This is a genomic window from Seohaeicola saemankumensis (genome assembly GCF_042678485.1).
In the GTDB taxonomy this organism is placed as follows: Bacteria; Pseudomonadota; Alphaproteobacteria; order Rhodobacterales; family Rhodobacteraceae; genus Seohaeicola; species Seohaeicola saemankumensis.
In genome coordinates this window covers 15,909-27,566 of record NZ_JBHTKR010000011.1, presented here as the reverse complement: position 1 = coordinate 27,566, position 11,658 = coordinate 15,909, and the positions used below count along the sequence as shown (strand labels likewise).

The 11,658-nt window shown below is 64.7% G+C and carries 11 protein-coding genes; 7 read left to right on the top strand and 4 right to left on the bottom strand.

All coding sequences use genetic code 11. The features are described from left to right. The first annotated feature begins 287 nt into the window (after positions 1–287). A complete protein-coding gene (locus ACFQ3C_RS18670; RefSeq protein ID WP_380795150.1) occupies positions 288–779 on the top strand; it encodes a DUF3576 domain-containing protein in 492 nt (163 codons plus the stop codon). Here ACFQ3C_RS18670 and ACFQ3C_RS18665 read toward each other — a convergent pair. Next, positions 776–2,035, bottom strand: coding sequence for a glycosyltransferase family 4 protein (locus tag ACFQ3C_RS18665; RefSeq protein WP_380795147.1), 1,260 nt, complete (start codon positions 2,033–2,035; stop codon positions 776–778). The two genes, ACFQ3C_RS18670 and ACFQ3C_RS18665, sit on opposite strands and share 4 nt — an antisense overlap. 168 nt (positions 2,036–2,203) lie before the next feature. Here ACFQ3C_RS18665 and leuS point away from each other — a divergent pair, with 168 nt between their 5' ends. The 4 genes from leuS (at position 2,204) to ACFQ3C_RS18645 (ending at position 6,962) form a co-directional block, all read left to right on the top strand. Then, positions 2,204–4,756: a leucine--tRNA ligase gene (gene leuS / locus ACFQ3C_RS18660; RefSeq protein ID WP_380795144.1), complete on the top strand. Its 2,553-nt coding sequence runs from the start codon at positions 2,204–2,206 to the stop codon at positions 4,754–4,756. Then, complete coding sequence (gene lptE / locus ACFQ3C_RS18655) at positions 4,743–5,267, top strand: LPS assembly lipoprotein LptE (RefSeq protein ID WP_380795141.1); 525 nt, start codon at positions 4,743–4,745, stop codon at positions 5,265–5,267. Before leuS ends, lptE begins: the two co-directional genes overlap by 14 nt. Beyond that, positions 5,264–6,289 carry a DNA polymerase III subunit delta gene (gene holA / locus ACFQ3C_RS18650; protein WP_380795138.1) on the top strand — a complete coding sequence of 342 codons (1,026 nt, stop codon included), beginning with the start codon at positions 5,264–5,266 and terminating at the stop codon, positions 6,287–6,289. Before lptE ends, holA begins: the two co-directional genes overlap by 4 nt. A gap of 88 nt (positions 6,290–6,377) precedes the next feature. Then, positions 6,378–6,962 (top strand): glutathione S-transferase family protein, encoded by a 585-nt coding sequence (locus tag ACFQ3C_RS18645; RefSeq protein WP_380795133.1) that lies wholly within the window; start codon positions 6,378–6,380, stop codon positions 6,960–6,962. 10 nt (positions 6,963–6,972) lie between these two features. Here the strand turns inward: ACFQ3C_RS18645 and ACFQ3C_RS18640 are convergent, their stop codons facing one another. Continuing rightward, positions 6,973–8,184: a TIGR03862 family flavoprotein gene (locus ACFQ3C_RS18640; protein WP_380795131.1), complete on the bottom strand. Its 1,212-nt coding sequence runs from the start codon at positions 8,182–8,184 to the stop codon at positions 6,973–6,975. A 44-nt stretch (positions 8,185–8,228) separates the two neighbouring features. Between ACFQ3C_RS18640 and ACFQ3C_RS18635 the strand changes: the two genes are divergently transcribed. Beyond that, positions 8,229–8,531 carry an HNH endonuclease gene (locus ACFQ3C_RS18635; protein WP_380795129.1) on the top strand — a complete coding sequence of 101 codons (303 nt, stop codon included), beginning with the start codon at positions 8,229–8,231 and terminating at the stop codon, positions 8,529–8,531. Positions 8,532–8,581: 50 nt separating this feature from the next. On the opposite strand, the gene ACFQ3C_RS18630 is transcribed toward ACFQ3C_RS18635, so the two are convergent. Together ACFQ3C_RS18630 and ACFQ3C_RS18625 are read right to left on the bottom strand one after the other, a co-directional pair. Continuing rightward, positions 8,582–9,190 (bottom strand): enoyl-CoA hydratase/isomerase family protein, encoded by a 609-nt coding sequence (locus ACFQ3C_RS18630; RefSeq protein WP_380795127.1) that lies wholly within the window; start codon positions 9,188–9,190, stop codon positions 8,582–8,584. Beyond that, entirely contained in the window at positions 9,187–9,939 is a 753-nt protein-coding gene (locus tag ACFQ3C_RS18625; protein WP_380795124.1) for an SDR family oxidoreductase, read from the bottom strand. Before ACFQ3C_RS18625 ends, ACFQ3C_RS18630 begins: the two co-directional genes overlap by 4 nt. A 121-nt stretch (positions 9,940–10,060) precedes the next feature. Here ACFQ3C_RS18625 and ACFQ3C_RS18620 point away from each other — a divergent pair, with 121 nt between their 5' ends. Beyond that, a complete protein-coding gene (locus tag ACFQ3C_RS18620; RefSeq protein WP_380795122.1) occupies positions 10,061–11,581 on the top strand; it encodes a DUF2125 domain-containing protein in 1,521 nt (506 codons plus the stop codon). Positions 11,582–11,658 lie beyond the last annotated feature (77 nt).

Sequence of the window (11,658 nt, the reverse complement as noted above, 5' to 3'; positions counted from 1 at the left end):
GTTTTTCATTTCGTTGCCCTCGGTTTTTCAAAGATTGCCCAAAACAGCGAGTCTGCCTTGGGTATGGCAACCGTTTCGCTCTTTTTACCTCTGCGATGCAAGCGCTCCGAAAGATAAGGGCGCAAACCCCCCGGACATGGTGCACCTATGCCACACATTGATCAGCGGGCCCGCCGACAGCGGTGCTGTGACCCGCCGACATATTCGCGCTTTTCAGCAAAGAGCTTGCTCCGCAGGGCCGGCTTGGCTAGGACGGTGACAACGGATTTTCCTAACTGGGCTGGGCAATGATGAAACAGCACGCTTTCAGGGTTTTCACTGCAGGATTGCTGCTTTTCTCCCTTGCCGCCTGCGGCAACCGCGCCGAGGATGATGCCCAGGCAGACGGCGCGCCTGTCATCTTCGACGCCGGGCGCGACGCGAACGCCTTCAATACCGGCCAGTCGATCTTCGACGCTTTCCGGCGCAATCCGCCAGATGTCTCGGTCGAGGTGAACCGCTATCTGTGGAACGCATCGCTGGATGTGCTGAACTTCATGCCCATCGAATCGGTCGATCCTTTCACTGGCGTGATCGTCTTTGGCTACGGCACCCCGCCGGGTGGTGGGCAGGCCTATCGCGGCACCGTCCATATCAAGGACCCCGCGCTTGAGGCGCGCGCCCTGACTATTGCGCTGCAAACGCGGTCCGGGCCGGTCGCCGCCGGCACCCGGCGCGCGGTCGAGGATGCGATCCTGTCCCGCGCCCGCCAGTTGCGGATCGCCGACGGTCGTCGTTAATCGCTGACGGATCCGGGGCTGGCTGCGGCCAGCCTGTCGATCCAGCCAAGCTGCTGCGGCAGGCAGATACGTTTCAGATCGTATCCGTCGCGCACATGCGCCCGCGCTGCTTGCCCGAACCGCGCGCGCCTCTCGGGGTTGTCCAGCAGGGCACAGGTCTGGTCCAGCAGGGCCTGGCCATCGAAGAAATCCACCAGAAATCCGGTCTCGCCATCCCGGATCGCCTCGCGCACCGGGCCAGTATCGCTGGCCACGATGGCGGCGCCGACGCTCATCGCCTCGAACAGCGACCAGCTCAGCACGAAAGGGTATGTCAGGTAGACATGCACGCGCGACACCTGCAGCAGCGTGACGAAGCGATCATAGGGAATGCGCCCCAGGAAATGCACCCGCGCCCAATCGGCATCCGGGATCTGCCCGCGCACCTCATCAATGAAGATCTGCTTCCAGGTCTGCCCCTTTGGCGGCTTGGCGCCATAAGACACCTCGTCCCCGCCGACGATAAGGACCTGTGCCCCTGGGCGGCGCGCAAGCAGGGCGGGCAGGGCGCGCATGAAGACATGATAGCCGCGGTAAGGCTCCAGGTTGCGATTGACGAAGGTGATCACCTCATCCTCGCGTGTCAGCGTCTGACCGTCCGGCAGGATGAGCCGCGCCGCCGGATTCGGCGCCAGGTGGTCGGTGTCGATCCCGTCATGGATCACGCTGATCCGGTCGCGAAACGCGGGCGGAAAGGTATCGGCCTGGAACCGCGTCGGGCTAAGCCCCATGTCGCATAACGGCAGATGAACCAGATTATTGAGGTTTTTCAAGCGGATCCGCAAACGCTCTGCCTCGTCCAGCTGCGGCATGAATTCGGGATCAAAGCCCAGATGATCCTGGTCCGACAGGTGATAAATCTCGCAATAAAGACCGATGCGGGCCTGCGGCCAGACATCGCGCAGGAACATCGCCTCGCCCCAGCCGGGGTGGGCCACGATCAGATCGGGCACATACCCCTTGTCGCGCAGCGCACGGGCCGCGCGATAGCAGGCCTCGCCCCGGATCACCTTGGTTTCGGTATCGGCCAGCCAGGGATGCACACCCTGGCCGGATGACCGCTGCACGCCATAGGGCAGTATCCGCACGCCTTTCCAGGTGACCGGCTCCTTGACGCGCAGGGTCAGGGCCATGCAATCATGACCCCGCTGGGCCAAGGCTGGCGCCAGATGCTTGAACTGACCCGGAAAATTCTGGTGGATGAAAAGCACCCGCATCGTGGAAAACCGTTCCTTACTCGTCCTGAGAGCCCCTTATACAAGGCAAATTTGCCTTGCACAGACCCGCATTTTTGCGCGCCGCCCCTAGACCATGGGCCAAAGCGGGCCTATCACGCGCTCTGAACAGGTCCCAGGGACCCCGCAGCCCGAACAAGAGGTCATCCGATGTCACGCTATGATGCCGCCCAGATCGAAGCGAAATGGCAAACCGCCTGGGACAGCGCCGGCCTGTTCCGCGCCGTGCCCGGACGCCAGACAACCAAGCCCAAATACTATGTGCTGGAAATGTTTCCCTATCCGTCGGGCCGGATCCACATGGGGCATGTCCGCAATTACACGATGGGCGATGTGATCGCGCGTTACAAGGTCACCAAGGGCTTCAACGTGCTGCACCCGATGGGGTGGGACGCTTTCGGCATGCCTGCGGAAAACGCGGCGATGGCCATCGGCGGGCATCCCAAGGAATGGACCTACCAGAACATCGCCGACATGCGCGCACAGATGAAGCCGCTGGGCCTGTCGATCGACTGGAGCCGTGAATTCGCCACCTGTGACCCGGAATACTACGGTCAGCAGCAGGCGCTTTTCCTGGATATGCTGGCCGCCGGGCTGGTCTATCGCAAGAACGCGGTCGTGAACTGGGATCCGGTGGACATGACGGTGCTGGCCAATGAACAGGTGATCGACGGCAAGGGCTGGCGATCCGGCGCCGATGTCGAACGGCGCGAGCTGACGCAGTGGTTCTTCAAGATTTCCGACTATTCCGAGGAACTGCTCGAGGCGCTGGACGGCCTGGACAACTGGCCTGCCAAGGTGCGGCTGATGCAATCGAACTGGATCGGCAAGTCGCGCGGGCTGCAATTTGCGTTTTCGCTGATCGACGGGCCGCATGGCGCCGACCGGATCGAGGTCTATACCACCCGCCCCGATACCCTGTTGGGCGCCAGCTTCGTGGGCATCTCGCCCGATCACCCGCTGGCCCGCCAGCTTGAGCGTGACAACCCCGAGGTTGCCGCCTTCTGCGCCGAATGCCGCAAGGGCGGCACCACGGAAGAGGCGTTGGAGAAAGCCGAAAAGAAGGGCTTCGATACCGGGCTGCGTGTGCGCCATCCCTTCGACACCGCATGGGAATTGCCGGTCTATATCGCCAACTTCATCCTGATGGATTACGGCACCGGCGCGATCTTTGGCTGCCCCGCGCATGATCAGCGCGACTTCGACTTTGCCACGAAATACGACCTGCCGATTATCGCGACCTTCCTGCCATCCGAAGACAGCCCGACCGCGCTTGATGCGGCCTATGTTCCGTTGAAGTCGGAAAAGGTGTTTTACAACAAGGGTTTCGCAGGTGAGGCCTGGCAGACCGGCGAACAGGCCGTGGAAGCGGCTATCACCTTTTGCGAGGGGAACGGCGTCGGCCACGGCGTGACCAAGTACCGCCTGCGCGACTGGGGCCTGTCGCGGCAACGCTACTGGGGTTGCCCGATTCCGGTCGTGCATTGCGACGCCTGCGGCGTGGTGCCCGAAGCCAAGGAAAACCTGCCCATCCGCCTGCCCGATGACGTGACATTCGACGTGCCCGGCAACCCGCTGGACCGTCACCCCACATGGCGCGATTGCACCTGTCCGACATGCGGCGCCCCTGCGCGGCGCGAGACCGATACGATGGACACGTTCGTAGACAGCTCATGGTATTACGCGCGTTTCACCGCGCCCCATGCCGCAACCCCCACCGATATGGCCGAGGCCGAATACTGGATGAACGTCGACCAGTATATCGGTGGCATCGAACATGCGATTCTGCACCTGCTTTATTCACGCTTCTTCGCGCGGGCCATGAACATCACCGGGCATCTGCCCGACAAGGCGCGCGAGCCCTTTGACGCGCTGTTTACCCAAGGCATGGTGACGCATGAAATCTACCAGACCCGCGACGCCAACGGCCGGCCGGTCTATCACCTGCCCGAAGATGTCGAGAATGGCCGCCTGATCGCCACGGGCGAGGCGGTTGAAATCATCCCCTCGGCCAAGATGTCCAAGTCGAAAAAGAACGTGGTCGATCCGGTCAACATCATCTCGGCCTACGGCGCCGATACCGCCCGCTGGTTCGTGTTGTCCGACAGCCCGCCGGAACGCGACGTGGAATGGACGGCCTCGGGCGCCGAGGCGACGTTCAAGCATCTGGCCCGCGTGCACCGCATCGCCGCCGATATCGCCGCTTCCGACGAGGCGCCCAATGCAGCGGACGAAGACCTGCTGCGCGCCATGCACAAATGCATTCACGAGGTGACAGGCGGGATCGAATCCTTCGGCTTCAACGCGGCCATCGCCCGGCTTTACGCCTTCACCAACACGCTGGCCAAATCCACCGCCGGCACCGAGGCGCGCCGCACCGCCGCACGCACGCTGGCGCAGCTGATGGCCCCGATGACCCCGCACCTGTCCGAGGAAATCTGGTCCCTTCTGGGGGGGGATGGCCTGATCGCGGCGGCAGACTGGCCGGTAGCCGACGAATCGATGCTGATCGACGATACCGTGGTGCTGCCGATCCAGATCAACGGCAAGCGCCGCGCGGAAATCAGCGTGGCGCGCGAGATCGACAAGGCAGAGCTTGAAAAGATCGTGCTGGCCCATGATGCTGTGGTCAGGGCGTTGGAAGGGGCCGCGCCGAAGAAGCTTGTCATCGTCCCCGGACGGATCGTGAATGTCGTCATCTGACCGAAGAGCAGTCCTGCGCGGGCTCGGGTTCCTGGGCCTGGGCGGGCTTGCTCTGGGCAGCCTTGCCTTGGGCGGCTGCGGCTTCACGCCCGTCTATGGCCCCTCGGGGCAGGCCAGCCGCCTGCAGGACGCCATCCTGCCTGACGCGCCGCAGGGCCGCGACCAATACCTGCTGATCCAGCGGTTCGAAGAACGCCTGGGCCGCGGCAGCGACGGACCCTATGCCCTGGGCTATGCCTATGCCATCAGCGGGCAGCGCATGGCCGTGACAGGCGACAATGTCACCACGCGGATCAACCTGGTCGGGCGCGTCGATTTCGTGCTGCGCGACCGCGCCACCGATGCGGTGCTGCTGCGTGACAGCGTCGACAGCTTCACCGGCTATTCCACCACCGGATCGACCTCGGCCACTGCCGCTGCCGATCGCGACGCCCACGAAAGGCTGGCGGTCCTGCTGGCCGATCAGATGGTGATACGGCTGATCGCGGCCGCCGACAGGCTTGCGTCATGAAACTCGGCCCCCGCGACGCTCCGCGCTATTTTGCGCGCCCCGACCCGGACCGGACCGGCCTGCTGATCTATGGCACCGATGCAATGCGCGTGGCGCTGAAACGCCAAGAGGTGATCGCCGCCCTCATCGGGCCCGCAGGCGAGGAGGAGATGCGGCTGGCGCGCCTGCCCGCCGGCGATCTTCGCAAGGATCCCGCCGCGCTGCAGGATGCGGTCAAGGCGATCAGCTTTTTCCCCGGCCCCCGCGTCGCCTTTGTCGAGGATGCGACCGATACGCTGGCCGATGTGGTCAAGGCGGCGCTGTCCGATTGGCAACCGGGCGACGCGCAGATCATCGTCACCGCAGGGGCGCTCACGGCCAAATCCAAGCTGCGCGCCCTGTTTGAAAGCCATCCCAACGCCTATGCGGCAGGCATCTACGACAACCCGCCCACGCGCGAAGAAATCGCCGCCGAGCTGGCCCGCGCCGGGCTGACCGGACTCGATAACGCCGCCATGACCGCACTTGGCGCATTGGCACAAGAGATCGAGCCAGGCGATTTCCGCCAGACTCTTGAAAAGCTGGCCCTTTACAAGCTGGGCGATACCACGCCTGTCACCGACGCCGATATCGCCGCCTGCGCGCCCGCCACCTCCGAGGCGGATATGGACGACGTTCTGGACATCGTGGCCGAAGGGCGCGGCGAGATGATCGGCCCCGTGATGCGCAAACTGCTGGCGCAAGGTGTCCAGCCCGTTACCCTGTGCATCGCCGCCGCGCGCCATTTCCGCACGCTTTACGCCGCGGCCTCCGATCCCGGCGGTCCGGCCCAGGGAATCGGCAAACTGCGCCCCCCGGTTTTCGGGCCCCGGCGCGACAAGATCCTGCGTCAGGCGCAGGGTTGGCCCCTGGCCCGGCTGGAAATGGCCCTGGGCCTGATCACCGACACCGACCTGCAACTGCGCTCGGCCGGGCAGCACGCGCCCGCGATGGCGCTGGTCGAACGCACGCTGATACGCCTGTCGATGCTCGCGCGGCGCTGACGCGCGCGCGACCTCTGGAATTCCGCCCCGAAACAGGATCAACATGGGGACGGAACCGGCGCGCCCGCGCCTGTGAGGGAGGAACATCATGTACGAAGTCATCGGCGGCACGCAAAGCCGCGCATTCCGGGTCATGTGGATGCTGGAAGAGCTGGAACAGCCCTACAAGCACACGCCCGCCAAGCCGCACAGCCCCGAGGCGCTGGCCGCCAACCCCTCGGGCAAGATCCCGGCGCTGCGCGATGGCGATGCCTGTCTGGTCGATTCGACCGCCATCCTGACCTATCTGGCCGACAAACACGGCAAGCTGACCTATCCCGCGGGCACGATCGCCCGCGCCCGTCAGGACGGCATGACCCATATGGTGCTGGACGAGCTGGACGCGGTTCTGTGGACCGCCGCGCGTCACAGCTTCATTTTGCCCGAGGAAAAGCGCGTCCCCGAGGTCAAGGACAGCCTCAAGTGGGAATTTGCCCGCAACATCGACCGCCTGGCCGACAAGATGGAAGGCCCCTTCCTGATGGGCGAGCAGATGACGATTGCCGATATCATCGCCGCCCATTGTCTGAACTGGGCCTATTCCGCCAAGTTCGAGATCGACCAGCCCAAGATGCTGGCCTATGCCAAGGTGATGCGCAGCCGTGACGCGTTCAAGCGCGCCGCCGCGAAGTGACAGGGCTCTGTCAGGGGGCTGCGGCCCCCTGATCCTGCGCCCGCTCGCCGGCATGCCGACCGGCCCAGAGGGCCGCATGCTGCCCGGCCCAAAGGCCCGTCGCCAGCGCCGCCGTGATCAGATAGCCACCCGTCGGGGCCTCCCAGTCAAGCATTTCACCCGCAGCGAAGACGCCGGGCATGTCGCGGATCATCAACCCCGCATCCAGCGCCGCCAGCCGGATACCGCCGGCCGTCGAAATCGCCTGATCCATCGGCAGCGGCCCGGCATGGGGCACGGGCAGCGCCTTGATCAGGGCCGCCAAAGTGGCGGGATCGCGCGGCAGGGGATGGCCGCATTCCATCAGCAGCGCCAGCTTGACCGGATCCATCCGCAAAGCCTTTCGCAGGTGATTGGACAGGCTTGCCTTGCCGCGCGGTCGCGCCAGCCGCGCCTGGACCTGCGCCGCCGAAAGATCAGGGGCGAGGTCCAGCAGAAGTGGCGCACCCTCGCGCATTTCGCGCGACACCGCGTAGATGCCGCCGCCTTCGATCCCCCTTGCGGAAAGCACGATCTCGCCGCGCGATACCGTTTCGCCGGCGCGCAGCGCGATGCCTTTGACGGGTTTTCCGAAATGCCCCGCCATATGGGGTGACCATGTCACCGCAAAGCCCATGTTGGCTGGCTGGAATGGCGCAAGCGGCAGGTCGCGCAACATCTCTGTCCAGCGCCCGTCCGATCCCAGCTGCGCCCAGCTTGCCCCGCCACAGGCCAGGACCGTGACGGCCGGATGGATCACCTGCACCCCCTCGGGCGTCTCGAAGACCATGCCTGCGTTCATGCCGGTCCAGCGCCAGCGGGTCCTGATTTCGACACCAAGCCCCGACAGCCGCGCCAGCCAGGCCCGCAGCAGCGGCGAGGCTTTCATCGCAACCGGGAAAACGCGTCCGGATGATCCGGTGAACACCTCCTGCCCCAGGCCACGGGCCCAGTCCTGCACGGCGCCCGGGCCGAATGCCTCCAGCGCGGGGCGCAGAACCGGTGCCGCCTCGGCATAGGCCGCAACAAAGCTCTCGAAGGCTTCATCCTTGGTGATGTTCAGCCCCGATTTGCCAGCCATCAGGAACTTGCGCCCGACCGAAGGCTTCGCCTCGGCCACCAGAACGGACAGCCCGGCGCGCGCCAGTGCCTCTGCCGCCATCAACCCGGCGGGCCCGGCCCCTATCACCAGGGCCCGCATCATTCCCGCTCTTGCCTTTCCCGGCCCATGGTCCATCCTTCCCCGGCATGGATGCTTCGGATACGCCGACCTGCCCGCTTTGCCTGCGCCCGATCCCGCCGGGCGCACCGCAATCGCTGCATCACCTTGTGCCAAAGCTCAAGGGCGGCAAGGGCGGCCCCGTCGTGCTGATGCATCATATCTGCCATCGCGAGGTTCATGCCGCCCTGACCGAAACGGAACTGGCCCGCCATTTCAATACGCCCGAAGCCTTGCGTACCCACCCACGCCTTGCGCGCTTCGTCGACTGGGTCGCCAAAAGACCACCGGAATTCATCTCGAAAATACCGGGGCCCCGGCGCAGACGATAGGCGGCGGCCTGTTTCTTCTTGCCCCAAATATCCAATCCGACAACCGCCGTTCAGCGGCACATCGCTTTGATCGCACTGGCAAAATCTGGCGTGGCCGCCAAAGTGTCCGCGGCGATGGCGCGCGCCGCCTCCAGCAGGGCCGCGTCCTCGACCACCCGGTCGATCAAACCATAGGACAGCGCCTCCTCGGCGGTGATTTTCTGCCCGCCCATCAGGATCAATTTCGTGCGCGCAGGCCCCATCAGCGCCAGCATCCGGCCAGGATCCGAGGGCTGCGGCAGAAAGCCAAGCTTCATCACCGGGTAGAAGAACCGCGCTTCGGGCACTGCAATGCGCAGATCGCAGGCCAGTGCCATGCCCATGGCACCGCCGGCCAATGTGCCGTTCAACGCGGCAATGCTCAGGCCTGGCAGCGTGGCGATCGCGCCAGACAGCCGCTCCCACAGGGGGCTGCTGACCAGGCCCGCGCGCGCGGCCTCAAGATCGGCGCCCGCGCTGAACACGCGGCCCTTGCCGGTCAGGATGAACACCTGCGCGGCCTGTGCGGCCTCGGCAATCTCGCACAGCTCCTCCAGCATGGCGGCGGTCAGGGAATTGGCCTTGTCGGGGCGGTTGATCGTGACGATCCACAGGCCGCCCTCTTTTTCCAGCTCGATCATATCAGACCCACCCGGCGACGGATGCCTTCATCGCGCAGCGAAATTTCCCGGCCCAGCCAGTCATCGGCATCCGGGCTGCACATCCACATCAGCGCCCGCGCCGGCCAGTCGGCGGGGATGTGATCCTCCCACTCCAGCTGTGCGATCGGCCCCACACCGCTGGCCTTGATCACCCGCTGCATGTCGGTGGCGACGGTGCCCGGGGACAGGCCCATGATCCGCAGGCCAGCGCTGCCCGCTTCCAGATGGGCACAGGCGGTCAGCATCGCAGCCCCCGCCTTTGACGCGCAATAGCTGCTCCAGCCTTCCAGCGGGTTATGGGCCGCACCCGAACTGATCGTGATGACGGTGCCGTGCCCCTGACCCTGCATGATCGGCAAGACAGCCCGCATCCCGTGAAAGACACCCTTGAGATTGATGTCGATGGCGCGCGACCATGCCTCGGGGTCGGCGGAATCGAGGCGGGTGATCGGTTCGATCACGCCCGCATTCCCGATCAGGATATCCAGCTTGCCGAAACGGTGCAGGGCCAGGTCTACCGCTGCCTGCACCTGCGCCGGATCAGTCACGTCGCAGGCGATACCTGCCGCTGCGGCGCCGATCTCGGCCGCGATGCGCGATACGGCGTCCCCGTCGCGGGCCGCCAGCACCACATATGCACCCTCGGCGGCGAAAGCCCGCGCAGCCGCCTCGCCGATCCCGCGGCTTGCGCCGGTGATAAGTACAGTCTTGCCCTTGATTGCGTCCATCTTGTCCTCACCGTGTTTTACCCGTGGTAAACTGCCGAATTGGCGGGGTCCAGCCGCAAGACACCTTGACGCCCCGCATGCATCGGTCACACTGGATCGAAATCTCGGAAAGGTTGATGATATGGGCATCCGGTCACTCCGCATGGGCAGCAGCGCCATCGCACTCGTCTTGTCAGGTTCGGTCGCCTGCGCCGAAGTCACGGCAGACCAGGTCTGGACCGATTTCAAAGGCTACCTCGAAAGCCTGGGTTACACGATCACGGGCACCGAACAGCCCGCATCGGACGGGCTGAGCATCAGTGGGCTGACGCTGACAATGGCCTTGCCCGATGACGGTGGCACGGCAAGCCTGGTGATGGACAGCATGAGCTTTGTCGAACTGGGCGATGGCCGGGTCCGGGTTGTCATGCCGGACCGTGTCCCCATGGCCGTGACCGCAACGCCGCCCGACGGCCAGGGCGAAGACATCACCATGACGATGGATTACGCCCAAAGCGGTTTTGACCTTGTCGTATCGGGCGATCCTGACAACGTCCTTTATACCTATGCGGCGGCGGACGTATCCTTTGTGCTGAACAGCCTGTCGGTGGACGGCGCGGCGATGGACATTCGCGACGCGCGCCTGACGATGTCCGATGTTGCCGGGAATTCGGCAACGACAGGCACTGATCTGCGCCAGATCGCGCAGACCATGACGGCCGGGGCCATGTCCTATGTCCTGAATATCGTCAACCCCGAAGACCCTTCGGGGATTATCGATGTCACCGGCGCTGTCGAAAACCTGAGCTTCGATGGCACCATGTCGGTTCCCGCGAATATCGACACCTCGGACATGCCCAAGGCGCTGCGTTCCGGTTTCGCCGTGTCGGGTGGCTACAGCTATGAGAACGGCACCTCGGAGTTCGCGATCACCGGAGAGGGACAGGAATTCGAGGGAAATACAAGCTCGGAGGCCGGCAACCTGACCATGCGTCTTGACGACACCAGCATGCTCTATGCCGGTCAGGCGACGGGCGTGGCGATGAACTACGCCGGCACCGATATCCCGCTGCCCATCACCCTGACCATGGGGCAGGCCAGTTTCAACATGCTGATGCCGATCGGCCAGACCGAAGAGCCGACAGATTTCGGCCTTGGCCTGACCCTCGGGGATGTCGCGGTCTCGGACATGATCTGGGGCATGGTGGACCCCGCCGGCCAATTGCCGCGCGATCCGGCGACGATCCAGATCGACCTGACGGGCAAGGCGCGGCTGACGCAGGATATCATGGACCAACAGGCGATGATGGCAGCAAGCTCTCCCTTCGGTGAGATCCACGCCCTGACGGTGAATGCGCTGACGCTGGCCATTGCCGGGGCGCAACTGACCGGAACCGGCGCCTTCACCTTCGATAACGCGGACATGAGCAGCTTTCCCGGCATGCCAAGACCCGAAGGCGCGCTGGACCTGCAGCTGACCGGCGGCAACGCCTTGATGGATACATTGGTCGCGATGGGCATTATGCCCGAGGAACAGGCCATGGGCGCCCGCATGATGCTGGGCCTGTTCGCCCGCCCCGGATCAGGACCGGACAGCCTGACATCGCGGATCGAAATCACCCCGCAAGGGCAGCTTCTGGCCAACGGGCAACGCCTGCGCTGATCACAGGCAAACGCGCAAAGACAGGGCCGCCGGGCAAGGTTCGGGCGGCCCTTCTTCATGGTGCCAGCCGATCTGCA